The sequence below is a fragment of the Amycolatopsis sp. H20-H5 genome (assembly GCF_035828755.1).
GTDB lineage: Bacteria > Actinomycetota > Actinomycetes > Mycobacteriales > Pseudonocardiaceae > Amycolatopsis.
Genome location: NZ_JAYMZS010000052.1, coordinates 1 through 24,836 on the forward strand (window position 1 = coordinate 1; position 24,836 = coordinate 24,836).

The 24,836-nt window shown below is 67.5% G+C and carries 29 protein-coding genes and 1 tRNA gene; 15 read left to right on the top strand and 15 right to left on the bottom strand.

The features are described from left to right. Positions 1-152 precede the first annotated feature (152 nt). Positions 153-1,214: an NAD-dependent epimerase/dehydratase family protein gene (locus tag QMK34_RS25890; RefSeq protein ID WP_326416981.1), complete on the bottom strand. Its 1,062-nt coding sequence runs from the start codon at positions 1,212-1,214 to the stop codon at positions 153-155. Positions 1,215-1,336: 122 nt separating this feature from the next. On the opposite strand from QMK34_RS25890, the gene QMK34_RS25895 reads away from it, so the two are divergent. Continuing rightward, positions 1,337-1,837, top strand: a complete 501-nt coding sequence (locus QMK34_RS25895; protein WP_326416982.1) for a MogA/MoaB family molybdenum cofactor biosynthesis protein — start codon at positions 1,337-1,339, stop codon at positions 1,835-1,837. A gap of 70 nt (positions 1,838-1,907) precedes the next feature. Beyond that, a complete protein-coding gene (locus QMK34_RS25900; RefSeq protein WP_326416983.1) occupies positions 1,908-2,084 on the top strand; it encodes a hypothetical protein in 177 nt (58 codons plus the stop codon). On the opposite strand, the gene mscL is transcribed toward QMK34_RS25900, so the two are convergent. From mscL to QMK34_RS25920, 4 genes are all read right to left on the bottom strand, one after another. Then, positions 2,081-2,485 (bottom strand): large conductance mechanosensitive channel protein MscL, encoded by a 405-nt coding sequence (mscL, locus tag QMK34_RS25905; protein WP_326416984.1) that lies wholly within the window; start codon positions 2,483-2,485, stop codon positions 2,081-2,083. The two genes, QMK34_RS25900 and mscL, sit on opposite strands and share 4 nt — an antisense overlap. A gap of 77 nt (positions 2,486-2,562) precedes the next feature. Further along, a complete protein-coding gene (locus QMK34_RS25910) occupies positions 2,563-3,213 on the bottom strand; it encodes an SAF domain-containing protein (RefSeq protein ID WP_326416985.1) in 651 nt (216 codons plus the stop codon). Between the two features lie 138 nt (positions 3,214-3,351). Then, the gene (locus QMK34_RS25915) at positions 3,352-3,723 is read right to left on the bottom strand and encodes an FmdB family zinc ribbon protein (RefSeq protein WP_326416986.1); all 372 of its coding nucleotides are present in this window, start codon (positions 3,721-3,723) and stop codon (positions 3,352-3,354) included. Between the two features lie 91 nt (positions 3,724-3,814). After that, on the bottom strand, positions 3,815-4,417 hold the full coding sequence (locus QMK34_RS25920; protein ID WP_326416987.1) for a 5-formyltetrahydrofolate cyclo-ligase: 603 nt from the start codon (positions 4,415-4,417) through the stop codon (positions 3,815-3,817). Positions 4,418-4,441: 24 nt separating this feature from the next. On the opposite strand from QMK34_RS25920, the gene QMK34_RS25925 reads away from it, so the two are divergent. The 5 genes from QMK34_RS25925 to QMK34_RS25945 all read left to right on the top strand — a co-directional run bounded on the left by QMK34_RS25925 (position 4,442) and on the right by QMK34_RS25945 (position 8,428). Then, positions 4,442-5,347 carry a UTP--glucose-1-phosphate uridylyltransferase gene (locus QMK34_RS25925; protein WP_326416988.1) on the top strand — a complete coding sequence of 302 codons (906 nt, stop codon included), beginning with the start codon at positions 4,442-4,444 and terminating at the stop codon, positions 5,345-5,347. Between the two features lie 32 nt (positions 5,348-5,379). Beyond that, positions 5,380-6,642 carry a molybdotransferase-like divisome protein Glp gene (gene glp / locus QMK34_RS25930; protein WP_326417042.1) on the top strand — a complete coding sequence of 421 codons (1,263 nt, stop codon included), beginning with the start codon at positions 5,380-5,382 and terminating at the stop codon, positions 6,640-6,642. 9 nt (positions 6,643-6,651) lie between these two features. Further along, positions 6,652-7,320 carry a GNAT family N-acetyltransferase gene (locus QMK34_RS25935; RefSeq protein ID WP_326416989.1) on the top strand — a complete coding sequence of 223 codons (669 nt, stop codon included), beginning with the start codon at positions 6,652-6,654 and terminating at the stop codon, positions 7,318-7,320. 178 nt (positions 7,321-7,498) lie between these two features. Further along, a complete protein-coding gene (gene sepX / locus QMK34_RS25940) occupies positions 7,499-8,305 on the top strand; it encodes a divisome protein SepX/GlpR (protein WP_326416990.1) in 807 nt (268 codons plus the stop codon). 50 nt (positions 8,306-8,355) lie between these two features. Beyond that, a tRNA-Ala gene (locus tag QMK34_RS25945) sits at positions 8,356-8,428 on the top strand. Positions 8,429-8,704: 276 nt separating this feature from the next. On the opposite strand, the gene QMK34_RS25950 is transcribed toward QMK34_RS25945, so the two are convergent. The 4 genes from QMK34_RS25950 to QMK34_RS25965 form a co-directional block, all read right to left on the bottom strand. Beyond that, positions 8,705-9,286: a hypothetical protein gene (locus QMK34_RS25950; RefSeq protein WP_326416991.1), complete on the bottom strand. Its 582-nt coding sequence runs from the start codon at positions 9,284-9,286 to the stop codon at positions 8,705-8,707. A 260-nt stretch (positions 9,287-9,546) separates the two neighbouring features. Continuing rightward, positions 9,547-11,016, bottom strand: coding sequence for a ThiF family adenylyltransferase (locus QMK34_RS25955; RefSeq protein WP_326416992.1), 1,470 nt, complete (start codon positions 11,014-11,016; stop codon positions 9,547-9,549). A gap of 17 nt (positions 11,017-11,033) precedes the next feature. Then, positions 11,034-11,378, bottom strand: coding sequence for a hypothetical protein (locus QMK34_RS25960; protein ID WP_326416993.1), 345 nt, complete (start codon positions 11,376-11,378; stop codon positions 11,034-11,036). Between the two features lie 17 nt (positions 11,379-11,395). Then, positions 11,396-11,650, bottom strand: coding sequence for a multiubiquitin domain-containing protein (locus QMK34_RS25965; RefSeq protein WP_326416995.1), 255 nt, complete (start codon positions 11,648-11,650; stop codon positions 11,396-11,398). A 227-nt stretch (positions 11,651-11,877) separates the two neighbouring features. Here QMK34_RS25965 and QMK34_RS25970 point away from each other — a divergent pair, with 227 nt between their 5' ends. Genes QMK34_RS25970 through QMK34_RS25985 form a run of 4 tightly spaced genes read left to right on the top strand, consistent with a single transcriptional unit; the run spans position 11,878 to position 16,403 of the window. After that, positions 11,878-12,264, top strand: coding sequence for a hypothetical protein (locus tag QMK34_RS25970; RefSeq protein WP_326416996.1), 387 nt, complete (start codon positions 11,878-11,880; stop codon positions 12,262-12,264). Further along, the gene (locus QMK34_RS25975) at positions 12,261-13,232 is read left to right on the top strand and encodes a hypothetical protein (protein ID WP_326416997.1); all 972 of its coding nucleotides are present in this window, start codon (positions 12,261-12,263) and stop codon (positions 13,230-13,232) included. The genes QMK34_RS25970 and QMK34_RS25975 overlap by 4 nt, the downstream gene beginning before the upstream one ends. Next, positions 13,225-14,634: a hypothetical protein gene (locus QMK34_RS25980; protein ID WP_326416999.1), complete on the top strand. Its 1,410-nt coding sequence runs from the start codon at positions 13,225-13,227 to the stop codon at positions 14,632-14,634. The genes QMK34_RS25975 and QMK34_RS25980 overlap by 8 nt, the downstream gene beginning before the upstream one ends. Beyond that, positions 14,631-16,403, top strand: coding sequence for an AAA family ATPase (locus tag QMK34_RS25985; RefSeq protein ID WP_326417000.1), 1,773 nt, complete (start codon positions 14,631-14,633; stop codon positions 16,401-16,403). Before QMK34_RS25980 ends, QMK34_RS25985 begins: the two co-directional genes overlap by 4 nt. A gap of 32 nt (positions 16,404-16,435) precedes the next feature. On the opposite strand, the gene QMK34_RS25990 is transcribed toward QMK34_RS25985, so the two are convergent. Continuing rightward, complete coding sequence (locus QMK34_RS25990; protein ID WP_326417001.1) at positions 16,436-17,224, bottom strand: hypothetical protein; 789 nt, start codon at positions 17,222-17,224, stop codon at positions 16,436-16,438. Positions 17,225-17,785: 561 nt separating this feature from the next. On the opposite strand from QMK34_RS25990, the gene QMK34_RS25995 reads away from it, so the two are divergent. Further along, a complete protein-coding gene (locus QMK34_RS25995; RefSeq protein WP_326417003.1) occupies positions 17,786-17,971 on the top strand; it encodes a hypothetical protein in 186 nt (61 codons plus the stop codon). On the opposite strand, the gene QMK34_RS26000 is transcribed toward QMK34_RS25995, so the two are convergent. Both QMK34_RS26000 and QMK34_RS26005 read right to left on the bottom strand, forming a co-directional pair. Next, the gene (locus tag QMK34_RS26000) at positions 17,953-18,735 is read right to left on the bottom strand and encodes a hypothetical protein (protein WP_326417004.1); all 783 of its coding nucleotides are present in this window, start codon (positions 18,733-18,735) and stop codon (positions 17,953-17,955) included. The two genes, QMK34_RS25995 and QMK34_RS26000, sit on opposite strands and share 19 nt — an antisense overlap. Then, positions 18,732-19,184, bottom strand: a complete 453-nt coding sequence (locus tag QMK34_RS26005; RefSeq protein WP_326417005.1) for a helix-turn-helix domain containing protein — start codon at positions 19,182-19,184, stop codon at positions 18,732-18,734. Before QMK34_RS26005 ends, QMK34_RS26000 begins: the two co-directional genes overlap by 4 nt. A gap of 437 nt (positions 19,185-19,621) precedes the next feature. Between QMK34_RS26005 and QMK34_RS26010 the strand changes: the two genes are divergently transcribed. The 3 genes from QMK34_RS26010 (at position 19,622) to QMK34_RS26020 (ending at position 21,054) form a co-directional block, all read left to right on the top strand. Then, the gene (locus QMK34_RS26010; protein ID WP_326417006.1) at positions 19,622-20,176 is read left to right on the top strand and encodes a hypothetical protein; all 555 of its coding nucleotides are present in this window, start codon (positions 19,622-19,624) and stop codon (positions 20,174-20,176) included. A gap of 246 nt (positions 20,177-20,422) precedes the next feature. Beyond that, entirely contained in the window at positions 20,423-20,668 is a 246-nt protein-coding gene (locus QMK34_RS26015) for a hypothetical protein (RefSeq protein ID WP_326417007.1), read from the top strand. Continuing rightward, the gene (locus QMK34_RS26020) at positions 20,617-21,054 is read left to right on the top strand and encodes a hypothetical protein (protein WP_326417008.1); all 438 of its coding nucleotides are present in this window, start codon (positions 20,617-20,619) and stop codon (positions 21,052-21,054) included. Before QMK34_RS26015 ends, QMK34_RS26020 begins: the two co-directional genes overlap by 52 nt. Before the next feature lie 17 nt (positions 21,055-21,071). Here QMK34_RS26020 and QMK34_RS26025 read toward each other — a convergent pair whose 3' ends face one another. The 3 genes from QMK34_RS26025 to QMK34_RS26035 all read right to left on the bottom strand — a co-directional run bounded on the left by QMK34_RS26025 (position 21,072) and on the right by QMK34_RS26035 (position 24,831). After that, positions 21,072-22,343 carry a plasmid pRiA4b ORF-3 family protein gene (locus tag QMK34_RS26025; RefSeq protein WP_326417009.1) on the bottom strand — a complete coding sequence of 424 codons (1,272 nt, stop codon included), beginning with the start codon at positions 22,341-22,343 and terminating at the stop codon, positions 21,072-21,074. A gap of 100 nt (positions 22,344-22,443) precedes the next feature. Further along, positions 22,444-23,241 carry a hypothetical protein gene (locus QMK34_RS26030; protein ID WP_326417010.1) on the bottom strand — a complete coding sequence of 266 codons (798 nt, stop codon included), beginning with the start codon at positions 23,239-23,241 and terminating at the stop codon, positions 22,444-22,446. A gap of 3 nt (positions 23,242-23,244) precedes the next feature. Further along, entirely contained in the window at positions 23,245-24,831 is a 1,587-nt protein-coding gene (locus QMK34_RS26035; RefSeq protein WP_326417011.1) for a plasmid pRiA4b ORF-3 family protein, read from the bottom strand. Between the last annotated feature and the right edge of the window lie 5 nt (positions 24,832-24,836).

Consider the following 24,836-nt stretch of genomic DNA (forward strand, 5'->3'; position numbering starts at 1 on the left):
CCAGGCCCAGGCCGCCCACCAGGCTCACGAAACACCCACCGCGCTGTCGTATGCCACGTCGGAAAGAACCCCAAAACGGACACAAGAGCCACAAACGCAACGAACCAAACAGGTTAAACAACAAGCTGAGCGGTTCGCGCCGGTACTGCGCGTCACACGTTGACCGGCTCGCGGAGCTTCGCCGTGGCGAAGCCCTTGATGCCGTCGGCGAAGCTGGTCTTGGCCTTGAACCCGAGCAGGCGTCCGGCCAGCGCGGGGTCCGCGACCACGTGCCGGACGTCGGCCGGGCGGGCGCCGCCGAGCACCTTGGGCGCGGGGCCGTCGCACGCCCTGGCGAGCTCCTCGGCCAGTTCGCCGACGGTGTGCGGCTGGCCGGAACAGATGTTGAGCGGCGTGATCTCCCCGGCCGGGCCTTCGGCACGCAGCGCGAGGACGTTGGCCTCGGCCACGTCGTGGACGTGCACGAAGTCCCGCTGCTGACGGCCGTCTTCCAGCACTGTCGGCGCTTCGCCGCGCAGGAGCGACGAGCGGAACAGCGACGCGACGCCCGCGTACGGCGTGTTCTGCGGCATCCGCGGGCCGTAGACGTTGTGGTAGCGCATCGCCCAGACCGTGCCGCCGGTCTGCCTGGCCCACGCGCCCGCCAGGTGTTCCTGGGCGAGCTTGGTCGCGGCGTAGGTGCTGCGCGGCGCCAGCGGGGCGTCCTCGGGCACCAGCTGCCAGGCCAGGTCGAGCCCGCAGGTGCCGCAGGTGGGTTCGAACCGTCCTGCGTCCACATCGGACTGCCGCCGCGGTGACGGCGGGACGACGCCGTGCTCGGAGCAGGAGTACCGGCCTTCGCCGTAGACGACCATCGACGAGGCCATCACCAGCTTCGACACCCCGGCCGCGTGCATCCCGGCCAGCAGCACCGCGGTGCCGTAGTCGTTGTTCAGCGCGTACGACGGCGCGTCGGACGGGTCGATGCCGTGCCCGACCACCGCGGCCTGATGACACACGACGTCGACGTCGGCGAGCAGTTCGGCAACCATCTCGGTGTCCGTCACGTCGCCGCGCAGGAAACGGTGACGGCCGGTGTAGGCCGGTGGGGTGGACGAGCCGTGGGCGGTCGGCAGCAGGCTGTCGAGCACCACCACCTCGTCGCCGGAGTCGGCCAGCAGGTCGGCGATGTGGGAGCCGATGAACCCGGCTCCTCCGGTTACCAGTACGCGCACCTGGCTCACCGTAGGCGGGTCCGTGGCTCCTCGCCGGGCCGAGCGGCGGCACGTCATGGTTTCGTCAGAACTCGGGCGGGCACCTCCAGTCGATCTTCCGGCGAAGTGACTAGTCTGGGCTCATGGAACGCAGTGCACAGCGGCTCGGCCGCGCTCTCGTGGTCATCGTGGACGATCGCACCGCGCACGGGGAGCACGAGGACAGCACGGGCCCCTTGGTCACGGAGCTGCTCGAAGAGACGGGGTTCATCGTCGACGGCGTCGTGGTGGTCGACGCCGAGACGACCGGCATCCGCAACGCGCTCAACACGGCCGTGATCGGTGGCGCCGACCTGGTGATCACCGTCGGCGGGACCGGGGTCTCCCCGCGGGACCGCACCCCCGACGCGACGGCGGGCGTGCTCGACCGGCCCATCCCTGGCATCGGCGAGGCGCTGCGCGCCTCCGGGCTGGCGGCGGGCGCCGTGGACGCGGGGATCTCCCGTGGCCTCGCCGGGGTCTCCGGCAGCACCCTGGTCGTCAACCTGGCCGGTTCACGCGCCGCTGTCCGCGACGGCATGGCGACGCTCTCCTCCCTCGTCCCGCACGTGATCGACGAGCTCTCCGGCCTCGACGAGGTCTGAGCGGCCCCTGCGGACGGGCCGGGCCAGGCCGCCCGGACCCGGCCCCGCGCGCTGGTGGGACGATGGGTCCATGCCAGGCGCAGACGACAAGAGCACCCAGCCCGAGCGGCCGAGCCGCCGCCGGGTCGACGAGGTCTTCGGTGACGTGCTGCCCGAAACCACCTCCGACGAGCGGGAGCCGGAGCCCCGCACGCCGGACTCGGACTCCTGGTACCTGGAGAACCGGCCGCCCCACCACGATCGCTAGCCGCGGTTGCCCTGCTGGGCGCGCAGCAGGTCGCGGATCTCGATGAGCAGCTCGACGTCGGTCGGCTCGGCCGGGCCCGCCTCTTCGCCGCGCTTGCGCCGCTCCTGCACGTGCTTGACCGGCAGCACGATCGCGAAGTAGACCACGGCCGCCACGATCACGAAGTTGATCGCGGCGTTGATCACGCCACCGAAGTCCATGAACGTCGCCTGGTTCGCGCCGAGGATGCGGAAACCGAGGCCCTGCGCCGCGTCCGAACCGCCGATCGCGCTGATCAGCGGCTTGACCAGGCCGTTGGTGAAGGCGGTGACGATCGTGGTGAACGCCGCGCCGATGACCACCGCGACCGCCAGGTCGACGACGTTGCCGCGCATCAGAAAGTCTTTGAATCCCTTGAGCACTCGAACTCCTTTAGCCGGGGGCGGTTCGTCCACCACCCCGTTCTCCGGGGGGACCGCGCCCACCGTGGCAGGCCGGGCTAGCGGAGAGTAACGGTTACCGGTCGTTCCAGCGAAGTCGCGGCCACTTGCGCCGCGACGTCCGTGGGTAGCGCGAGCAGCACCAGTGGCCCTTTGTCCGGCCCGCCCGGCCCGGCTCGCCCGCCGGGGTCCGGCCGTTTCGCGGTGACCACCACGGCCATGCTGGCCAGCACGGACTTCCCGTGCCCGGCTTCCCCGGCGGCCACGACGTCCACCCGCTGACCGGGCCGCAGCAGGTCCGCGACCCCGGGGTCCGCCAGCCGGACGGGCAGCGTCGCCGTCCCCGGATCACCCGGCCCAGGGATACCCGGGCCGACCAGCCGGACGTCGGTGAGCGGCTCGCCCGCGCGGGCGGCCCCGGCGAGGAGACGGCCTTCGAACGCCTCGACAGCTCCGGTCGAGCCCTGCGGCCGCACGGCGTCCGGCAGGTCGACCAGCTTGACGTCCGGCGCGTGCAGCACGGTGCCCGCGGGCAGGTCGCGCGCCGACACCACCGTGGCTGTCGCGGGGGCACCACGGGCGGGCGTGGGCCGGAGCAGGAGTGCGCCGCCGGTGAGCAGGAGTGCGGCGGCCAGCCAGCGCCGCAGCAGGCGGCTGGGGCGGCCGTGCAGTCTCAGCAGAGCGGTCTTGAGCGGCGCCACGGCGTCCATGGGTGTTCCCCCTCGTCCGATCCCGGCGAGGTACGGGTCCGTCCTCGCCTGATCGACGTTAGGGCCGCCGGCGTGGCCCCTGGAAGCACTGATCCCCCCACCTGTGGACAAGTGGGGGGATGTGGACAACCTGAGCCGTCAGGAAGAGGCCGCGGCGGTTTTTGTCGTACCAGGGGAGGATGATGCCGAGCTCGTGCTCGAGCTGCTGCTGGAACTGCCCGAGCTGCTCGAATCCGACTTCGCCGTGGCCGACGAGGAGGACGAGTCCGATTTCGCGGTCTCGCTCTTGGCCGGGGCGGCGGTGGTCGCGGCGGCGGCGGCCTTGTTCGAGGACTCGCGGGAGTCGGTGCGGTAGAAGCCGCTGCCCTTGAAAACCACCCCGACCGAGCTGAAGACCTTGCGCAGCACACCGGAGCACTGCGGGCAAACGGTCAGGCTCGCGTCGGAGAACGACTGCACGGCTTCGAAGCGGTGGTCGCATTCCTTGCAGGCGTACTGGTAGGTGGGCACTGCTTGCTCCTTCGTGCGCTGGCACTCTCGCTATCTGAGTGCTAACACCAATTGTGCTTGACGGCATTCCCCCAGCGCAAACCCCGGTTGCTCACACTGCCCAGCGGACCACGCCGAGGCCGGGGGTGAGGGCACCGGAGACCCGCACGTCATGGGGTTCGCCGGGCAGTCGTTCGACCAGTTCAGGATCCCGCACGACGGCCAGCAGGTCCGCATCGGGTGAGAGATGGACCAGCGAGCGGTCGTAGAACCCGGCGCCGCGGCCCAGCCTCGTCCCGCGCCTGTCCACCGCGAGCGCGGGCACCAGCACCAGCCCGGCCTCACCCAGGGTGGGTGAACCCAGTCGTGGGCCCGCGGGCTCGCGCACCCCGCGCAGCCGCCCCGGGACGAGCGTGTCCGGACCGGCGTACTCCGCCCAGTCGAGCGGTCCCGGCACCGGCGGGATCACCGGCAGCAGCACCCGCGCTCCGGCCTCCTGTAGGGCTTCTAGCAGGGACGATGAGCCGGGTTCGGACCCGAACGGCACGTACGCGCACACCGTCGCGGGGGACGTCTTCCCGACCAGTTCGGCGGCCGCGGCGGCGAGCGCGGCGGCGTCGGCGGCGTGCTGCCCGGCGCTCACCGCGGACCGCTCGCGCAGGAGCAGTGCGCGCCACTCCGGCTTGCTCAGGTGCTCATTGCCCGGCCCGTGCATGCGACCAGGTTAGGCTTTGCGCCCATGACGGGCGCCGCAACCACCCACACGTTCAGAACCGCCATCGTGCCGGCCGCAGGCCTCGGCACCCGATTCCTGCCGACCACCAAAGCGGTCCCCAAGGAGCTGCTCCCGGTGGTCGACACACCAGGGATCGAGCTGGTCGCGGCCGAGGCCGCACAGGCCGGCGCGACCCGACTGGTGATCGTCACCTCACCGGGCAAGGAATCGGTGGTCAAGTACTTCGAACCGCAGCCCGAGCTCGAGCGGCGCCTCGAGGAGAAGGGCAAGATCGAGCTGCTGGAGAAAGTGCGCCGCGCGCCCGCGCTCCTGCAGGTCGAAGTCGCGATCCAAAAGGAAGCGCTCGGGCTGGGACACGCCGTCGCGCAGGCCGAGCCGAACCTGACCGACGAGGACGAGGCCGTCGCGGTCCTGCTGCCGGACGACCTCGTGCTGCCCGCCGGGGCCCTCGACACGATGTCCGCCGTGCGCGCGCAGTACGGCGGCAGCGTGCTCTGCGCGTTCGACATCCCCAAGGCCCAGATCTCGCCCTACGGCGTGTTCGACGTCTCCGACACCGACGACCCGGACGTCAAGCGGGTCCACGGCATGGTGGAGAAGCCGAAGCCCGAGGACGCGCCGTCGACGTACGCCGCGGCGGGCCGCTACCTGCTCGACCGCGCGATCTTCGACGCGCTGCGGCGGATCACCCCCGGCTCCGGCGGCGAGCTGCAGCTCACCGACGCCGTCGCGCTGCTGATCGAGGAGGGGCACCCGGTGCACATCGTCGTGCACCGCGGCGGCAGGCACGACCTCGGCAACCCGGGTGGCTTCCTGAAGGCCGCGGTGGACTTCGCGCTGGAGACGCCCGAGTACGGGCCGGCTCTACGAGACTGGTTGATCGAGCGGATCGGGACCGAACGCCCATGACGGACTCCATCGACGCCGGGTCCGGCCCGGAGATGACCCTGGTGCCCACCGACGACGAAGCAGGCGGCGACTTCCGCTCGGTCGACGCCCAGATCGCGCTGACCCTGGACGCCGCCGTGCGCCCGAGGCCGGTCCGGGTCGCCATCTCCGAGGCCCAGGGCCTGCTGTGCGCCGAGGAGGTCGTCGCCGAGCACGCGCTGCCCGGGTTCGACCAGGCGGCGGTCGACGGCTACGCGGTGCGCAGCGTCGACGTCCACACCGCCGGGCAGGAGGCCGTGCAGCTGCCGGTGGTCGGCGAGATCGCCGCCGGTTCGCGCCAGCCGCGGCGGCTGCAGCCCGGCCAGGCCGTCCGGGTCGAGACCGGCGCGCCCCTGCCGACGCTCGCGGACGCCGTGGTGCCGACCGGCTACACCGACGGGCACCAGGCCAAGGTCACCGTGCACCGCTCGGTGCCGTCGGCCGGGTACGTGCGCCGCGCGGGCGAAGACGTCCAGATCGGCGATGTCGCGGTCCGGAAAGGGGACACGATCGGGTCGGCTCAGGTCGGCCTCCTGGCCGCGGTCGGCCGCGCGAAGGTGCTGGTCTACCCGCGGCCGCGGGTGTCGATCGTGTCCGTGGGCGACGAGCTGGTCGACATCGACCGGACGCCCTCGATCGGGCAGGTCTACGACGTAAACTCCTACGCGCTGTCAGCGGCCGCACGCGACGCGGGCGCCGAGGTCAGCCGCGTCGGCATCGTGTCGAGCGAGCCGAAGCGGCTGCGGGAGATCGTCGAGGGACGGCTCCTGATGTCGGAGATCGTCGTGGTCGCCGGTGGCGCGGGCGGCGGTTCGGGCGACGAGGTGCACGCCGCGCTGTCCGACCTCGGCCGGATCGACATGACCCGCGTCGCGATGCACCCCGGCTCGGTCCAGGGCTTCGGGCGCCTCGGCCCGGACTCGGTGCCGACCTTCCTCATCCCCGGCAACCCGATGAGCGCGCTCGTGGTGTTCGAGGTGCTGGTCAGGCCACTGATCCGTGCGGCAAGGGGCACCCGCAACCCGCATCGGCGGATCGTCAGCGCGAAGCTGCTTTCGCCGATCACCTCGACGAAGGGCCGCAAGGGCTTCCTGCGCGGCCAGCTGCTGCGTGACGAGGCCAACGGCGAGTACCTGGTGCAGCCGCTCGGCACGTCCGGCGCGCATTTGCTCGCGTCGCTGGCCGAGGCGAACTGCCTGGTCAACGTCGACGAGGATCTCACCGAGGTGGCCGCGGGCGAGCAGGTCAAGGTGACTTTCCTGGCGCAGCGGGCGTAGCGGGGACGGATGAGTTCGGTGTCCGGGATTTCCATGCAGCTCGAGAGCAGGCATCCGGGCTGGCCCGGCAAGCCCGGCTCGCTGCGGGTCCCGGCCGGGGTGGTTTCGGTCCGTCCGGTGCGGCTGCGCGACGCCGGCGACTGGAGCCGGATCCGCCTTCGCGACCGGGCCCATCTGGAGATGTGGGAGCCGACCGGCGTCGGCCCCTGGCCCGACCGCAACGCGTTCTGGTCCTGGCCGTCGCAGTGGGCGGCGCTGCGAGCGCTCGCCAGGCGCGGCCAGTGCCTCCCGTTCACGATCACGGTCGAGGGAAAATTTGCGGGCCAGATCACTGTGGGTAACGTCATCCGTGCGTCACTCCGCTCGGCCTGGATCGGCTACTGGGTTTCGACGGACTTCGTCCGCGGCGGGGTGGCGACGGCCGCGGTCGCGCTGGTCGCCGATCACGCGTTCGGCGCCGCCGGGCTGCACCGGCTGGAGGCGACGGTTCGTCCGGAAAACACCCCCAGCCTGCGGGTTCTCACCAAGGCGGGGTTCCGGCAGGAGGGCCTGTTCGAGCGCTACCTCGACGTCGACGGGGCCTGGCGCGACCACTTCTGTTTCGCGATGACCCAGGAAGAAACCGGCCGTGGCCTGGTCGCCCGGCTGATCGCCGCCGGGCGCGCCGAGTACGCCTGAGACCGCCCGCCGGCACCCGAGGGTGACCGTCTCAGGGCCGTAATCGCGTTACCACATGCCGTGAGTTTCACCTAATTTGGTGACGTATTTCCGCGAATAAGGTCGGCGAGTCTGCGGCGCGTGTGTGACTGTTGTGGCTAGCGTGACAACAGCGAAGGATCGGGGGAGGTGACGGGAGATGCCCAGTTCGGTGATCATCGTCGCGCTCGCCGCGGCATGGCTCGTCGTTCTCGTGCCCATGGTCGCGCGCAAGCGCCAGCAGGTCGCGAGGACGGCCGACTCGGCGCTCGCCGCCCGTGTGGTGCGCAGCGGGAGCACACGCAGCGAGGGACGGGAGAATTTCGCCATGTCCGAAGAGCCGTCGGTAGAGGACGACCTGGCCGAACTCGAGGCCGAACTGGACGAGGACCTGGAGGAGGAGCTCGAACCCGAGCCCCTGCCCCAGCCTACGCGCCGGGAACGCGCCGAGACCGAACGCCGGCACCACGGCTACCGGCCAGGCCGCGGCGGGTTCGACCCCGAGGCCGCCGAGATCGCGGCCCGCGCCAAGTACGCGTTCCGCCAGCGAGTGGTGGTCGCCCTGCTCGTCGTCGCCGTCGCGACGGCCGCGGTGGCCGGCTTCCTGTTCCCGATCGTGTGGTGGGCCAACGCACTGGCCGACGCCGTGCTCGTCGGCTACCTCGCGTACCTGCGCCGCCAGGTGCGCATCGAGGAGGAGATCCGCCAGCGCCGCCTCGCCCGCTACAACACCCGGCCCGCCCACGAGTCCGCTTACGAGCCCAGCCGCGCGGTCATCGAGGACGAGCCGATCGAGGACATCCAGGTCGTCGCCGCCGAACGTCGCGAGATCGTCGAGCGCAAACCCTCGCCGATGTCCCGCGTCCGCAGGCACGCCGTGGTCGTCGACCTCGACGACGAAGACCCCGCGTTCCACGAGCTCGACGAGCCCGGGACCAGGAGCTTCCGCCGTGCCGTTGGCGAGTGACCCCCCGGCATTGGTGCTCGATGAGCCCTGATAAGCTCATCGAGCACTAAGGGGCTGTAGCGCAGTTGGTAGCGCGTCTCGTTCGCATCGAGAAGGTCAGGGGTTCGATTCCCCTCAGCTCCACAACGTTTCACAACCCGAACTCCCGGGCTTTTGGACAGGCGCCTGCGATATTTGTCTATTCGTTATGGACTTGGTCCAAGCGCTGAGTGCGTGATCCGGCCTGGTGCGGCTCGCCGCGAGCGTCACGTTAGGAGACGAGCGGCACGTGCATAGCCCTGTGTGCGCCTCGCTTTGATCTTCAGCAGGGTCAGGATCTTCAGGCCAGTCCTCCGGCGGGGTCGCTCCGGGTGAACAACACGATTAGGGGCCACCGTCAGGCACGCGCGTTCGGCTAGATCAGCTCGATGGAAACCGGTTGCGGAATCGCTCTATGTGCAGTTCGGTGCCACGAAGTAGTCCGCTCTCGATCTCTGCGGGATATGCGGTGTCGTCCTCGTAGAGGAGATGACCGAAGTAGAACGTGCCGGGCACGGCGGCAGCTTCACGTTCCAGGGCACGGAACCGCTTGCCCTGCTCTGACCAGCCTCGGTTCAGGGCTCGATGCTGTCGGAAGATGTTGGGGCCGAACTCTCCGCCGGACAGATGTGGGATCAGATGTCCTCGGTCCACTGGGGTGCCGTCAGGGTCCGGTGGCAGCGGAAATCCACGCTGGTAAGAGGCATCACGGCTGCCGACGGCAGATGGTGTGATCGCCCACGCGGCCACGGTCCGATCCTCCTGCGCCGCACCTACGGCGCTGGCCAGGTCGAATAAGTAGGTGGCTCCGGCCTGTTCGAACAGGACTAGTGAGCAGTTCGACCACTCGCGCTCGTAGCGCTCTGCTACCGCATCGAGCAGTCTCCGACCAAGATCCGCGTCGGGCAGTGGCACTTCTGAGCCCTGTACCAACGCTGCGTAGTCCACTGACAACCCGGTCATTGAGCTGTTCTATACCAAGTCGATCGAACCGCATGCCCCGGACGCACGTCGATCTAACGGCGGGATGGAGGGGCTTGGTGACGCGGCGGCCCGTGGCCGCGGCGAATCCGTCCGAAATCGACGTCGGTGCCTCGACGCCAAGGATCCCGGCGGGCATCGTTAACACCTCCGACCATGCGCACCAGCACGGCGCAAAGAGCCCAACCGCCGCCGGCGTCGATCCCGACGTTCGGTAGCGGCCGAGGGGGAGAGGGCGCCGGTCAGGGCGACGTCTGCTGGAGGGCAGCGGAAGCTCGCTGAAGGATGTTCTGCGCAGATCGGCCCAGACGGACAAATGGGCGACGTGCGTTGGCCGCCCGGGCAAGGCGGGACGCTTCAGCTGCAGCGTGCGCTTTGGTGAGCTTGGCTCGCATGTCGCCAGCTCCAGTCATCGGCTCATACATGCACCCGGCCCGGGACTCGACCTGGAGGTGCTCAAGGGTATGAGTTGCAAGCGAGTAGCGCAGAGGACTCGGTGCGCTGAGGCCTCCCGGAGCCACCACAAGGCTGACGAATTGGCTGAGCATGGACGCGGTGACCGAGGGGGCCAGCAGGGAGACGTTCTCGCGTGCGGGCGCGTCGAGACCGGCGCGCTTGATATAGGCGTCGTCGTCGAAGAGCCCGGCGCGGTCGCGGGCGACCTGGGCGCCGTCGATCTGGCCGTTGCACATCAGGCAAGGCCGGCCGGGGCTGATCACGTGGGTCCGCCACGTCGCGTTGCGCATGCCGTGGTCGGCGAACGGGGTGATCGCCAGGCCACCGTCGATTACCGGGATCAGGTCGCTGTAGGCGAGCTGGTTGAGGACCGCTCTCGGCCATGGGCGGTCGACGCAGCTAAAGATGATGTCGTAGTCCAGCGCGAGCTGCTCACCGTCGGGCTCGCACACGCTGAGGTCGAAGCTCTCGATCTCGGGTATGGCGGTGGTCGTCGCCGCGCGCAGGGCTCGCCGCGCCACGTACACCTTGCCGCGGAACAGGCGAGCGTCCAGCCGGGTCGCCGTGACGAGACGGTCGAGATTGACCTCCTCGACCGTGTCAAAGTCCATCACGGCGACGTTCTGGACGCCGGCCTGCGCCAAGCGGATAGCGAGGTCGAGCCCGACCGTGCCGGCTCCGACGACGAGGATCCTAAGCCGCGCCAGGTCGCGCTGAATGGCCTCGCCCCAGGCCGAGACAGTCCGCACCTGCGAGTTGGTGACGACGGGTGCAGGCCGGACCACGTTGTTCCAATGGATTCGGAACCCGGGGCCGACGACGCGGACGCTCTCCGCGTCGCGGTGCCCCCGGTCGGGGTCCCATGTCCTTGCCGACCAGGTCCGGTCGCCCGCCAGCGTCATACCGATGAGCGGCTGCCCGGTGATGATCTCCGCGACGTGGGCGTAAGACCGCTCTGTGTCGCGGTCAACCCGGCTCATCCCCTGCCAGCCGATGCCGCCCGGATGGGAGTGGAGCAGAGCGACGCCGAGGTCGTTCGCGGCGGCCAAGCTAGCCGCTCTGACGACGTAGCTGCCCTGGAACGACGCGGTGCCGTGCACCGTTCGCTCACCAGGCAGAGGAAGCACCAGGCCAGCAAGAAGGGCGGTGGTGCGGCGAGAACCAGTTGAAGGCCGGTACAAGGCCAGGCAGACCTCCTCCTGGCCGTCGGCCCGGAGCAGGTGTTCGGCGCCCCGCGCGTCGAGGTCGGTGGTCATCGCCACCGACTTCCTGATCACTGTGCACCGCCCAGGACACCGCGGACATGGGCGAGCCACGCCGCCGCTAGCGACGGGGCCGTACCCCAACATTTGATCTCACGGGAATGCGACCGCCAGCCCGGCTTGGGCGAGGCGCTTATGTTCGTCGCCGAGAACGTGATCTCCCCGGGCAAGTGGATCCAATGCGGCGGCGCCGTGGGCCAGGGCGCGACCTCGTCCAGCAGGACCCCGGTGCGTACGGCCTTGCCCGCGAGCGCGCCCGAGACCGGCACCACGATGTAGAGCACCAAGCCCGACTCCACCACGGGACCGACGTCGAAGGCCCCGAGCGCGGCCACGAAAGCCTCGACGCCGGTCACGGGGGTGACGTTGAGGGTCACGCCACTGTGCCCTGCTGGTTGACGCTGACGAACACGTCGCCGTTCTTGATGTCGATCTCCTGGTTGTCCCGGAAGGTCTCCACATGGCCACGGTCGCCGACGCGCGTCAGGTCATAGCCCGCCGCAGGCAGACCGGCAAGGCCCAGCAACTCCGCCGCGGTGTGGCGGTGGCCTTCCACAGTGAAGGGGCGTCCGTCGATAGTGATGTGGATCTTGCCGTGGTCGCCATGGCGTCCGTCTTCGATGGACACGGTCGACTCCTCTCGTCGGTAGCGGCTCCGGGCTGATGCCCTGGAGCCCGCTTCAACCAGTCGCGACGTCGCACCGCGTGCCGCTGTCCCGGCGGCGACATCGGGGCCGAACGGCTACCGTTCGATGCGGACGGTGACCGGACAGGGCGGCGCGATGCGACGTTTGGGGGCCTGGAAAGGAAAGGGCTGGCTTCCGGCTGGTCCCGCTGAGGAGGACCACCGGAGACATGGCGCGAGACCAACGACGGCCGCATGCCCTGCTGGCCCGACTGACGGGCGAGCGGGGTGAGCCGTTCCTGCCGGAGGCGGGACAGCTCTACCGGGTCAACACCTTGATCTACGGCCAGGACAAGGCTGCCGCCCGGCCCGCCGTGGTCGTCTGCGTGCCGCCGAGCCAGGCATCGAAGAGCCCGATTCGCATCGTCACCAGGACGTCGAAGCACGAACGGGGGATCAAGCATCCCGCCGACAAGTCGTTGAATCTCAACCGCGACGGCACGTTCTCCGTCCTGGTCTCGGTCGAGCAGCAGCTCTGGAGGCCGGAGAACGTCGAGCTGCTGGGCGTGCTGCCCGAACCGTACCTGGCTCAGGTAATTGAGAGGTTCTACTCATGACGGCGCGCGAGGAGCTCCTGGGCACCGGCTGGCTCGGGCGGGAGGGAGCTGAGCTCCTGTACCGGACAGTGCGGTTGGTCGCGGTCGGGCACGGATTTCCGCCGCCGCGAGGTTCGCAGAGGTGGGACGAGAGCGCGGGGATCGAGATCGCGCACGGCTTCCTCGAAGGTGAACGGGGCGCTCGCCGGCTCCGGGACATCGCCATCCGGTCGGTGGACGACCGATCGTTCGAACGCCTGCTGGACGCCGCCGTCCACAACTTCCTGCGAGACCTCTCCCGGCAGACCGACTTCGGCAAGCTCATCCTGCGGGTGAAGGAGATCCTCCGGGACGAGGCCGAGTTCGAGCAGGTGCCTGGCAAATCCAATCGGTGGACGCTCGCTGGTGGCGAGTCCCAGCCGAGCACGGTCTCGCCCGGGGCCCTGACCGCCGCGATCGCCGGGACTAAGATCAACGTCCCCAAATGGTCGAGTGACCGGCGGGACGCTCCGCTGGCTGACCGGCCATCGTTCGTGCTGCTGATGACTCGTGTGCTCACCGCGGCGGAAGGGAGCCTGGACACCGACGATCTTGCCCGCGTGCTCACCTCGCGTCTGGATCACCGCCGGACCGCGCTCGCGACAACCATGGACATCGAGGAGTACGTGTCCGAGCGTGCGCTGGTGGAAGGTGATTCGGGCACCTCGGCCGTCGCGGAACTTCACGCCGCCGACCTCTTCAACACCCTCTCCGACCGAGAGCGGATCATCCTCGCCGCCGACCCACAGGCCACGGTGCGCGCTCTGGCGCAACAGCTCGATGTAGGCAAATCGCAGGCGGCTCTGCTGCGTGAGCGGCTGTTCGACCGACTGCGGTGCGACCTCGACGGCGAAGACGACATCGATGCGGTGGTTGCCCGCCTGGCCTACCTCTGCGGAGAGTGGATCCGGAAGTGGACACCGGCGAACGGTGCGACGTCTGATGACTGATGCGTCCAACTATCCGGGGAGAAACGACATGGCCGCAAACGTCCATCCCACATCCGGCGAACTCGGGATCGCGGCGCGGGATCCCGAACGAGCTGCCGCCATACTCGACCACATCCATAACTGCGTCGCCTGCCGTGTTCGACTTGCACGCATCAGCCGTGACCTGGGTTTCGAGCCACCGGACAACGACAGCCTGCAACGCGTCTTGGCCGCGTCGTCGCCACTTCCGGACGGCCTGGGAGAGCTCATCCGAGCCGAGCGAGACGGAGATCCCCAACCGGGCGAAGTGTGGCGGGTTGGTCGAGACGAGGCGTTGCTGGTATGGACTCGAAGGGTCTTCGACGACGGCATCGCCGATGTCGTCCCATTGGTCCTCGACATCGAGCTGGCCGACGACGAATCGGTCTTGGTCGGGGCGGATGCCACCCCGCTCGCCACCAAACTCGCGGCCATGGTCGCGCTCCGGACCCACATCGACCTCGGCGCCTTCATCAACAGGATCGGAGATCTCGACCTGCACAAGGAGGTCAACGAGGTCATGACCGCTGTCAGGGAAGGCCGGCGGCCGAGTGGCGTGCCAGTTGGGCCGCCGATCGAGGACGACAGCGACCGCCGGATCGAATACCGACAAGCACTCCGAGACTTCCTCAGCGAGCTCACGCCCGATGCCTGGGCCGAAATCACGTCCGCCGAGGTTCAACTGGCAGGCGAGCGACAATTCGCCGAGAAGTCTCCCAGCAGGCTTGACGGGGCCACGGAGCTTCTCATCGAGCGCGTGGACGGCGTGCAGTGTCGAACTGTCGACGAATACTCGTCTGCGTTGAACGATGGAGCGTCGGCTCGCGCCGTTCTGAAGGTCAGCTGCCTGGACACCGCCGTGCTCATCGTGATGATCGAGGGCGGGCCGTACGAGACGAGTGAGATCGTCGAGGCGTGCAAGAAAATGATCCAACACGAGAACGACGTGGAAGCAGTTGCCGTCACCATTCCCGGAATGAATTGGCTGACGTCGCTCTTCACCAGCTCCTCACTGCGTCAGGCGATTGGGCTTCCTCACGGTGCAGATATTGGACCGCAAGCGGTGTTCGAGGGGCATCATCTCGTCGACACACTCGCCAAGCACTTCGACGGAGCGACAACGGTGTGGGACCTGACAGAACAGCTCGTCGACCGTAAGGACGGTTGGGACCTGCGCCGAGTCGTCTCAGCACATGCCGAGGCAGCCATCGAGGCGGTCAGAGAACAGGGCCGGCGCGCTCATCAGGCAGCGAAGAAGGCGGCATGGCAAGCGGTTCCGGCCGGCTTGGCCGAACAGGTGGCGCGATTCGTCGACGCGGTCGTCAACAACCATCCGGCTGACGAGGCGTTGGACGAACTCGGGCTGGAGGAGGATCTCCGGTGATCAAGAAACTAACGCTGACCAACTGGCGCAGCTACGAGGACGTCACCATCCCGTTTGGACCTGGGACAACCTTTGTCGTCGCCTCCAATGGAATCGGCAAGTCTTCGCTGATGGAGGCTTTGCGCTGGGCGCTGTTCGGCAAGATAGCTCGCGACGGTCACGCTGCGATCCGTGTCGGTGCTGCCTCAGCCACTGCAGCTGTCGAACTCGACCTTCCCGACAGGCGAACCCTGACAGTTGAGCGAATCCTCTATAAAAAGCAGCAGGGTGCAACGTCCGAGCCGATGGTGTGGCTCGATGGCGAGGCTCTGACGCAGGAGCAGCTTGAACGTCAGCTGGGTGAGATCTACCAAACCGAGCCGACCTTCTTGGCCAATTTGACGGTGCCGGAGGTCAGGGGACAGCAGAGCGGTGCGGCAAAGCTCGACTTCGCCGATCACCTCGGTCGCTACTACGGAATCGACGCGCTCAGTGCGGCCGTGGAACGGCTCACTGTGCTTCGCAAGCAGGTTCAGAACGGCATCAAGCAGATCAAGGGTGAGAACTCGGTCACTGCCAAGCGGCTCGATGATCTGAAGGCAGCGACTGATCGCGCTGCAGTGGATGTCTCAGCTGCCAGCGCGGAGCACCAGACTGTGCGAGAAAGGCTTGATCGAGCGCACGAACGTGAACGTGCTGAAGCCGCGTTGCGGACCTGGGAGGGGGAACAGACCGCTTGGGTTGAGGCAGCGACAAACCTGACTCGGTCGATCGCGCAGGCGATTGGTCGCGACGTCGGCGTCGAGGACGCCGAGAGCGTGCTTGACGAGCGCTTGACCGATCTGGATCGACAGCTGGAGGCTGTTCGGGTCGAGATCGCTGTCGCCCGTGAACGGGAAGCTGCGTTGAAGCGGAATGACCAGCGCCTCGGCACAGTTCACGACGACTGCCCGGTGTGCCGGCGCCCGGTCGACGAATCGACGATCGCATCGGCCCATCAGACGAACGAGCAAGACGTTGAAGTAGTCCGAGATGTCATCAGGCAACGGTGCGACATCGAAGAAGACATCGTCGCTCGGCGAGAAAGCTTGACTGAAATCCGGGCTCGGTGGAGGCGGCTGCGTCGTCCTGGAAATCGGCCACAGTCCGCAGACGGTGATGGTGACGCTACTGCTTCCGCCGAGCTGGATGAGATGTCCCGGGTGGCACTCGACGCCCTGGTCGATGCGCGAACCGAGCAGTCCCGGCTGGAGACGGATCTCGCTCAGGCGCGGGAGGCCGACGACGCGATGCGGAGGCTGGAAGCGCTGTTCCGTCAGGAAGCGACTTTGACCGTCGCCCTGCAGGCGACCGAAGCCACCCGCGACGAGCTGCTTGAAGAGACTGTCCGTCCGCTGGCCAATGAGGTGAACCAGCGCTGGAAAGCCCTGTTTCCGACCCGCGGTGACCTGCGCACCTCTGCGAATGGCGACATCACCAGATCGATCAGCGGTTATGAACTGCCTTTCGATGCGTTCAGCACTGGAGAGAGCATGGGAGCAGCCATCATCGTCCGGCTGCTGGCTGCCCAGATGGCCACGGGGGCGGACTTCTGCTGGTTCGACGAGCCGCTTGAGCATCTCGATCCGGAGGTCCGCCGACGCGTGGCGAACGTACTCTCCCGTGCGACCAGCGGGGAGGGACCGCTTCGGCAGGTGGTCGTGACCACGTACGAAGAGCAGCTAGCCCACCATCTTCATGCGCGGGACGTGCAACGCGTGCACCTCATCGACGTTCGGCAGGCCTCATGATCGGCCTGCGAGCGAGCGGGAAGCCAGCTGGTTCAGCGGCGTGTTCGTCCGAGGACATAGGCGACAATAGTGAGAATGCCGATGGTCACAAGGGTGGTCGCGCGCCGGGGTGCCGATGTCGGTAGGGGTTCGTGGCTGGGTGGCTCGGTTTCCCCGACATCTGTATTGAGATCCGTGGTGGTCATGAGGCCAGTGGTGCTCGCCTCGCGTGCACGTCGTAGCCATTCGAACAAGAGGCTGGCCAGCAGCGAAGCTCCAATGCCGAGGAAGACACCGCTTCCGACGAGCCAGCTCTGCCACTGCTCCATATCGTCGATGTTGGTGACGCGCGCAGTTGCGCGGATTGGCGTGGCGCTGTCCCAAACGACCTTGCTGGTGTCGGATAAAGGTGGGATCGCAACATCGACGGTTGCTCGTGCGGTTAGGCTTCCGCCGCTGATCTGCTTGTGCAGCACAGCGGGAACGGACCACGTGCCCTGCAGGCCGCTGATTCCAGTGAAGAGGCCAGCGATACCCGGCAGCGAGGTGGGGAATTCGCCGACGAGCGGCCATACCTGGCTCGTGTGGGGTCCGTCGATTCCCCAGAAGCTGCCAGTTCGCTGGATGGAGCCTTGCAGGGAGCCGATGACCGTCGTGCCGGTTCCACTCCCGAACGGCTTGTCAGCGCCTGCGGGTTCCAGGCAGGGCGTGGGTTGATCTATGACGATTGGGATCTCCTGGACGGGGCCGAGACGCCAGATCGTGTCGGCAAGTCCGAGCGTAAGGTCGGGAATCGTGGTCACGTGCGGCGCGGTGGGTACTCGGTCGGCGTTCGTGATCATGTGCTGGTCGCGGACGATCGGAGCCTCGACTCGGGCTTGGCCGCCAAGGAGGAGGACTCCGCGGAACGGCTTATCCCCGCACGCTAGAACGGAATAGCTCGCGGCAGGGTGGTCGCCGGGTGCGCCGGGCACTGCGGGCTCGACTCGCAGAAGGATCTCTCCGGAACCTAACGGGTTCCCCGGCTGCAGCAACGCCACCCACCCGGGATTCACAGACGTGGACGGTTGGGAGTTAATTACGAGAGACAGCATCACGTAGCCAGCGACCGACGCGACTCCAACAGTCGTGATCACAATGTTGCCCCAGAACCGCCGACGAACCGACACGAGACTCCCGTCTTCTCCCTGGCTCTGTCTGCTTCAGGCATCTGTCCACCGGCTGCGGGCGGAAGGCCCTCTGTCGGTGCTACCGACGTTCACGCAGTTCGGCTGCATGACGAACCGGATTCTGCCAGCACGCGAATCGGGTGACTGGGGGTCTTGATCTCAGGCAGCGGGTAGCTCAGGCGGGTGATCTGTCAGTGCTGGCCGATGTTGTGCTGGCGGCTCACGATCTGCGGTATGAGTGACGATTCCGGTGTCAGGCGCAGTCGGAGGGACTGCGTGGTTGAGCGCGTCGAGACGGTGCCGATGACTGCTGAGCAGTACGAGCAGGCGGTCAACGCATTGGCTACCTTGATCGTTGAATGGACGACGGGCCTCCGCGGGCACAGCGGAATGACACCTGGTCATCCGGAAGCGGATTGACCAGCTGCCACCGCGGCCGCGGTTCGATCACTGGACTGTTCTGCTCGGACGACCGAGACGAGCTCCCGCGAGCGCGTCGCGCTGATGCGCAGTTTCTTCCGGAGCGTCTCGGCCGAGATGGGCCGCTGGTGGAGGGTCCAGTGGCGGGCGTCTTCGTGCCGAGCGCGGTCAAGCAGGTCGCCGTTGGGCGTGATGGCTACTGGTCGGCTGGTGGTATCGCTGGCCGGTCCTTCGCTCGGCCTGGGCACGACGGTGTTTGCGCTGGTGGCGTCCGTGTTGGCATCGGTGCCGTTGGAGTTTGCGTGGATTGTCTCCTTCAGTTGGGGGCTGATGGTGCTGATGGCCTGTAGCAGTCCGGGGCCGACTTCAGCCCAGCCGATGAGCAGGAGTGGGCCGACGGCGTCGAACGCGGCCTTGCCGTAGGCGCTGGTGATGAGTGGGTCGGCGATGTTGAGGGCGAGGGTGGTGAGACTGGCGAAGATGAGTAGTCGGCGGGCTGGTCGGAGTTGCTCCGGTGTGGCGCCGTGCAGGGCGAGGTGTCGGGTGCCGAGCAGTAGGCCGAGGATGGATAGGTCGACGGCGGGTGCGACGAGTGGTGCGACCCAGGTGGGGATGCCGAGTCGGAGTGCGAGGTTGAGGACGTTGCCGAAGCCGAAGAGGAAGGTGAGGCCGACGACGATGCCCATGATGACGGTGACGGTCTGTACGACGGGTGCGGTGTCCGGATCTGGTCGGGCCGATGCCTCGACGATGGACTTGGTCATCGAGACTCACCTGCTGCGGTGGATGTCTCGGTCCGGGGGCGTCCTTGGGTGTCGCGCATGATGACGTCGCGTTCGAGGAGCCGTGCGCGGACGGTGTCGGCGGTGACGTTCATGTGGTTGCCGATGCGGGCGAGTGACCAGCCTTGCTGGTAGAGGCGCTTGGCGTCGTCGATCTGGTTGTCGGTGAGGCCGCGCCGTCTCATGGGCACTTCGTGGCGGTGGAGGATCGCGCTGACGGTGCGGCGTTCGATGTCGAACTGGTCGGCGAGTTGGTAGACCGTGGAGCCGGCCTGGTAGCTGGCGATGAGCTGCTGGGTCTGGGCGTCGTCGAGCCGGAAACGATGGGTACTGTCTGTTGGCCCGGAGTGGCGGAGGGTGGGTGGCTGGATCGTCAGCTCAGGACCTTCGGCGAGCACTTGGGTGTTCGGGTTGTGCCACGTTAGGCCCACTTAAGGGTTATAATTGCTGTTGACCTGCAGCTTTGGCTCTTCGTGGCTCTAGCATCTGGCCTGGCGTTCGACAGAACGCCAGGCCAGAGTGCGATTTAGGGGATTCTAACTCACCTCAGGTGTCGGCTTGTGGCCACTCGCAGCACCCAGCGGCGCGCTGCGTGCGGTTGGATGTTCGCGTGGCTGTCCGACTTGATTCTGAGACACTGTTGGCATCCGTCGAGCCTGACCTGTCCGAGTGGGCGCAGAAATGCCTTGCGCGGAAGTGGATTCGTGACCTTGACGCCGAGGACGGCGGTGCGCGTGCAGTGGTTACCGATCCCGATGGCGGGCTCCTCCGGGTGTGGGTCGGGGTGATCGATGGCGTGCTGACCGGGGAGTGTGACTGCGTTGACTGAGTCCCCGGTCGTTTGTGCGGGCCTGCGGTCGCGGTCGCGTTGAAGGCGCTGGAGATCGAGTTCACGTTCTCATCAATCTCGTCGCGGGGCCACAGTGGTGATCCCGACGAGAGACGGTTCGCTGAGATCGCCGCGGAGCTCGCCCCTCATGTGTTGATCGGTCTGGTGGCTCGACGGGCTGCGGCTGATATTCCGAGCCAACGCCGCCGGTGGGATCTGCATGACATCGTCAATGCTGGCAGAAGGATGGTCACAGAGCTACGGCTACTCGCGGTCCAACCGTCCACGAACGAGTTTCTGGCCGTAGTCGTGGAGGCCATTGCTGTGTGGGCCGCGCTGTCAGGTTACCTGAATGACGCGTGGGAGATCTTCGAAACCGAGCCGCGGGAGGTTGGGTCCGCTCTGGCTGACGTTCATCTGCGGCTGTGTCAGGTGCACGATCCCATGCTGCTTGAGTTGGCAGCACGGTTGGCGAAACTGGTCGGGGATGCGGCAGGGGAGCCCTATCTGGACGTGCTGGAAGAGTACGTCGATGTTCTGGGCGTGGAGGGTCTGGCCGAGTTCGAGGCGCTACTCGGCAAGCCCTCCCGATGACAGCGTGAGAACTGCCGTAGTCGAGCGACTGTGATCCGTGCTCGGGCACAGCCGTCGGACGCAATGCCGAAAGGAAACTGGTCTTGTTCGCACCGGATTTCACTCGCCGTGACGTGCACGGCGCCACGACGCCCGAAGCGCTGACGCGTGGTCAGGGGCTCGTTATGCACGTCGAGGACGTTGACTGGGACGAGTATTCGCTTTTGGGGCTCGTTGCCAGGCGAGGGGATCGGGGCAGGGGAACTCGTGTTCCACCACGCGGGTCGGCCATTGACCGGCGAATGCCCGCGCCCGGACGGCCGTGCCACCGAACTGTGCGCGCATATGGTGGCCGTGGCGTCGGCGTTCCTTGGCGACGATTCCGAGCTCGTCGATCGTCTTGCCGCGCTGTCGCACGGTGAGGTGGTGGCGCTCGCGCTGGAATTGACCGACCGTTCGACGTGGGCACGCCAGGCGATCTGGTCGAGCTTGGACGCCCGAGGATCTCGATGAATCCTCAGAATCAAGCGAAGCTGCTGCGCGATATCGTCGCCGCTGGCAGCGCCGCGATCACCAGGAACGGCTACGCCACCGCGATCGATGTGGTATTGGGCATCGGATGGGTTCGGCCTAAGACGGTTGAGGAATGGCGGCGCGGGCGTGTGCCGTACCTGGAGCAGGTGATGGTCGCCAGCCTGCCCAAGATCAGTGCGGCGATGCTGGCCTTTCGGCCTTGGGCCCAGAGCGCGGGACTACGACCGAGCGAAACGGTTTACGTCAGCTGGACCAGGGATCGCAGGCGACTGCGGTTCTCCGAGTCAGGGAACCCGAACATCGAGCGGGCGTACCGCACCCACTGGCTACCGCCGAAGCCTGCCGCGAACAGGGGCGGCAACTGAGCCGACGGCGAGCTGCTTCAGCGTCGCGAGACGATGGGACCGGTGTGCGACACGGCGGACAGCCGCTGGTTGGCGTCATCGGGGGCGAAGCGAGTGGGGTCGAACTGGTCGCGGTTGTCCAGGCCGAGCCAGTCGAGCATGTCCTGGTGTCCCTCATGACCGGGATCGGTGAGGATCTGGACCAACCGGGTATAGCCCGGCCAGCCCCCGGCGTCCTCCGGTGGGCAGGCGCCCTGGCCGGCGACGCACAGGGGGTAACTCGTACCGGGCTTGGCGACGGTCGCTTCCTCGATGGTGATGTCGTGTTCCCAGTCATCGCCGAAGTCGTAGGTGTACTGGAGGTGGTCGCCTGGCTTCACGAGTTCGTTCAACCTTGTTTTGCGCTCGTCGTGGTGCGGTAGCTCGGGGTCGGGAACGCCGTAGTAGGTCTGTCCGTCGATGAAGGCGTGCAGGTGTGCGTTCTGCCAGCCCATCGCGGCTTGGATGATCTCGTGCAGGCGGTCGAGCCGGATGGTGGCCGGAACCAGTACTCGCCGCCACACCGGTGGATTCTCCATCTCCAGTAGGGTGACGTTGACCTGGTAGATGGGGTCGCCGGGCGCTGGCTCGCCCAGCAGCAGGCTGATACCGCTCCGGCCGAGTTCGGTCAGCTCGACCGCCCCATCGTCGATCATCACCGCGCCCAACCGGCACAGGACGTTGAGTGCCCGATCCATGTCGCGGTCGTTGTAGGCGCGCCAGTGCGTGAGTTGGGTCTCGGTGACGTGGTCCAGGACGTATGGCGCGGTCACGGTATCCCAGGCCGTCGCACAGAGGCTCGCCGTGGCGACGGCATCCTCGGCGCGGTGCAACGAGATCAGCACGGAGCGGATGCCGGTGGCGAACTCCAGGCGCATCAGCGATTCGCCGATGCCGGTGGGCAGGAATGCGTCGCCCAGCTGATCGAACACGGTGAACAGCGCGAGCCACAGCCCCGGCGCGTCATCGAGCAGTGCAGCGTTCTTCTTCACCGGCACCAGCCGGTTGCCTGTCTTGCGGACAAGCCGCGCCGACTTGGCCCATTCCACGATGAGGGTCAGGTGGAGCAGTTCCTGGCTCGATGTGGTCCGGAACACGCGATCGCCGATCGTCGGGTCGATCACGTCGTCGGTGCCCAGCGCCGGTACCAATGTTCGAGCGTCTGTCCGGGTGATGCGCCCTGTCTGGGTGAGTTTGCGACCCGCGCCCACCCAATGGACGAACCCACGCACCTGCCCGATCAGTTCCGAGTTCGCCGCCGTCAGGTCCATGACACATCTTCTCATCCACACGAGAAACGTCGATGCTTGGATGCCGGGCCCCATGCATGTCGCCGGTGGCACGGCGAGCGATGCGGGTACAACAAGGCTGTCAGTCGAACAGGCTGCTCTGGGTGGCGGCCTCCGTGCTGGGTTTTTGGCCCCAGGCTCGGATGGCGGCGTCGGGATCGTCGGCGGCCAAGGCGTGCGCGCGATCGTGCTCGCCCCATGTGGTCAGTTGTTCCAGCGCCGCCTTGCGTGGCGTCTTGTGGCCCCACCGTAGGGCGGCGTCCACCACCGCGCGTGCTTGTGCCAGATCCAGTTCGTCCGCGGCGTGCACCGCACCCGTTACCACGGCCGCGCCATCTCGGGCCGGTAGCTCACGGGCACGAGCCACTACGTCCGTGGGGGTCGCCCGGTGCCGGGCGAGAACTCGCTCCGCGGCCCACGAGCGCAACGGTGGCCAAACGTTGCGCTCGGCGGTCGCTGGAGTCTTCGGATCGGCATGGACGGTGGGCTGTCGCGGCGCGCGCGACCCCGACCTCGAGCGGAGTTCGATCTCGACGAAGCTGCTGCCGAGCCAGCCGAGCGGATACACGTATTGCGCCTTGTCGGGCCATAGCAAATCTTCGGCAAGCTGGTCCTGCTGTTCGTCGTCGAGGATCCCTGAGGCCAGGATGCCGGTCAGTACGCGGGCGCTGGTGCGCCGCCACCGCCAGTCCGTGCACAGCAACAGCGCCGAGTCGACCGGTTCCGGCTGTCCCGCGTCGTGCAGGCGCCGGAAGGTGTCGATCGCCACTGACGGTGCCTGCTCACGCCCACCGGTTGCGGTCACCAGCAGCCGCCACAGTTGTTGGGCATCGGGCGCGTCGGCGACATCCACCAGTGACTCTTCGTCGCGTGAGCGCATGCCTCAGTAACCCTTCGTGCCCAGCTCATTAAGTGTCTTGTTGACGGCTGTGACGTCGAAGGGCACTGGATCCGTCGGGTCGTCCGGGTCGTAGTACTCGATCGGGTGATCACCCTGGCCGATGAGGCATTCCGGGTGCGATAGCGGGTGATCGTCCAGGACCTTTTCCAGCACGATTTGGTGGCGCCAGGTCGCACCCAGGTCATAGGTGTAGGACATCGTCGCTTTGGGCTGAGGTAGTGCCTGGTGCAACCCGATCGTGTCCTCGGACACCGTCTCCTCGAGATCGTAGAAGGGATCGGAGTAGCTGCGGCGCCCTACCGTGAACACATGCAGGTGGTCGTTGTCCCAACCGAACAATGCGATGATCACGCGGTGGAGCTGCGCCAGCGTGGCGTTCTCCGCGATCAGCACCCTGCGCCAGCCATGCCCGGCGAGTGAGATCTTGAGTTGGTGAACCGGCACGGCCGATCTGGCCACGGCGGTGAGAGCCTCGGCGACCATGGTCGCGTCTGGGTGTCCGCTGCCGGTGATCCGTTCGATCCCGTCGGCCGCCAGGTCGATCCCGGCGGCGTCCAGAAAGTCCGTCGCGATGTAGCGCGCCGTGGCGACATCGTGGCAGGAGAGGTCGGCGTGGGCGTACTCGGTGGCCAGCCAAACCAGGTCCTCGGTACGGGGTTCCGGCGCCTGCTCGTGCTGGTGGGCCACGACCCGGACATGAGCGGCGAGGTTCGGGGATCGTTCGAAGGTGCGCAACGCGGCCACCGCATCGTCTCCCAATGCGCTGATCAGGCCGATCGCCATTACTCGCTGGGCGGGGGTCGCTTCGGCTGCGCACTGGGCCAACTCGGCGACGATCTGGGCGCTCGTGCGCTCGCCGAACCAGTGAGTGGCCCGGTTCCAGGCGTCGACCTCATCGGTCCCGGCCAGCAGGCCAAGCAGATCTTTCGCCGGCAGTTCGGGGGTGACCTGCGGCGGCACCACCCGCCGCAACTCTGAGCCGGCCCAAACGCCCAGTGGCGTCAGCCGCGTTCCCTCGATGGCGCCGAACAGGCGCAGTACGGCCAAGGCGGCCTCGGCCGGGTGGACACGGCCGTGACGCTGAGGGTCTGCGTGACTGTCCCAGTCGGCGCGATCGTGCATGATGCCTTCGACGCGGTGCTGCAAGGTCCACCCTTCACGCAGTTGCTCACTGGCCACCACGGTCAGTGTCACGAGGGCGGTGATGCGGGGATCGACGCCGAAAGTGTCGGCGGCCTCGGTGACAAGCAGCGCCTGCAATCCCGCCCACCAGGCGGCTTGCGGGTCGTCCAGGCGGCCTCCCCGGACCGCCCGGTTGTCCGCGACAACGACCAGGCCCGCGGCGACCGCCATAAGCCACGGCCGGTGGACCTCGGGCACGTCGGCGGCCCGTCGGACCTTCGTCCGCGCTGATACGCCCAGCGCCCGCGCGGCATCGACCACATCGGCGGGCCGAAGCGACCGACCCGCTGTGACGGGTATGCCGTCCTTGCCCACCCACCCGGCCAGGCGAACAGCCGCCTCCACCACAGGACAGGCACTGGCGACGCTGGAAAGATCGGAAGGCACCCGGC

What these genes read in the sequence shown, in the direction of transcription:
- QMK34_RS25955 (WP_326416992.1), bottom strand. Translation starts at nt 11,016, where the DNA reads ATGACCACCGACCTCGACGCGCGGGGCGCCGAACACCTGCTCCGGGCC.
- QMK34_RS25935 (WP_326416989.1), top strand. Translation starts at nt 6,652, where the DNA reads ATGAGTTCGGTGTCCGGGATTTCCATGCAGCTCGAGAGCAGGCATCCG.
- QMK34_RS25970 (WP_326416996.1), top strand. Translation starts at nt 11,878, where the DNA reads ATGGCGCGAGACCAACGACGGCCGCATGCCCTGCTGGCCCGACTGACG.
- QMK34_RS25925 (WP_326416988.1), top strand. Translation starts at nt 4,442, where the DNA reads ATGACGGGCGCCGCAACCACCCACACGTTCAGAACCGCCATCGTGCCG.
- QMK34_RS25990 (WP_326417001.1), bottom strand. Translation starts at nt 17,224, where the DNA reads ATGATCACGAACGCCGACCGAGTACCCACCGCGCCGCACGTGACCACG.
- QMK34_RS25910 (WP_326416985.1), bottom strand. Translation starts at nt 3,213, where the DNA reads ATGGACGCCGTGGCGCCGCTCAAGACCGCTCTGCTGAGACTGCACGGC.
- QMK34_RS26025 (WP_326417009.1), bottom strand. Translation starts at nt 22,343, where the DNA reads ATGGACCTGACGGCGGCGAACTCGGAACTGATCGGGCAGGTGCGTGGG.
- QMK34_RS25950 (WP_326416991.1), bottom strand. Translation starts at nt 9,286, where the DNA reads ATGACCGGGTTGTCAGTGGACTACGCAGCGTTGGTACAGGGCTCAGAA.
- QMK34_RS26000 (WP_326417004.1), bottom strand. Translation starts at nt 18,735, where the DNA reads ATGACCAAGTCCATCGTCGAGGCATCGGCCCGACCAGATCCGGACACC.
- QMK34_RS25895 (WP_326416982.1), top strand. Translation starts at nt 1,337, where the DNA reads ATGGAACGCAGTGCACAGCGGCTCGGCCGCGCTCTCGTGGTCATCGTG.
- sepX (WP_326416990.1), top strand. Translation starts at nt 7,499, where the DNA reads ATGCCCAGTTCGGTGATCATCGTCGCGCTCGCCGCGGCATGGCTCGTC.
- QMK34_RS25980 (WP_326416999.1), top strand. Translation starts at nt 13,225, where the DNA reads ATGACTGATGCGTCCAACTATCCGGGGAGAAACGACATGGCCGCAAAC.
- QMK34_RS25900 (WP_326416983.1), top strand. Translation starts at nt 1,908, where the DNA reads ATGCCAGGCGCAGACGACAAGAGCACCCAGCCCGAGCGGCCGAGCCGC.
- QMK34_RS25975 (WP_326416997.1), top strand. Translation starts at nt 12,261, where the DNA reads ATGACGGCGCGCGAGGAGCTCCTGGGCACCGGCTGGCTCGGGCGGGAG.
- QMK34_RS25920 (WP_326416987.1), bottom strand. Translation starts at nt 4,417, where the DNA reads ATGCACGGGCCGGGCAATGAGCACCTGAGCAAGCCGGAGTGGCGCGCA.
- QMK34_RS26030 (WP_326417010.1), bottom strand. Translation starts at nt 23,241, where the DNA reads ATGCGCTCACGCGACGAAGAGTCACTGGTGGATGTCGCCGACGCGCCC.
- QMK34_RS25995 (WP_326417003.1), top strand. Translation starts at nt 17,786, where the DNA reads ATGAGTGACGATTCCGGTGTCAGGCGCAGTCGGAGGGACTGCGTGGTT.
- glp (WP_326417042.1), top strand. Translation starts at nt 5,380, where the DNA reads ATGACCCTGGTGCCCACCGACGACGAAGCAGGCGGCGACTTCCGCTCG.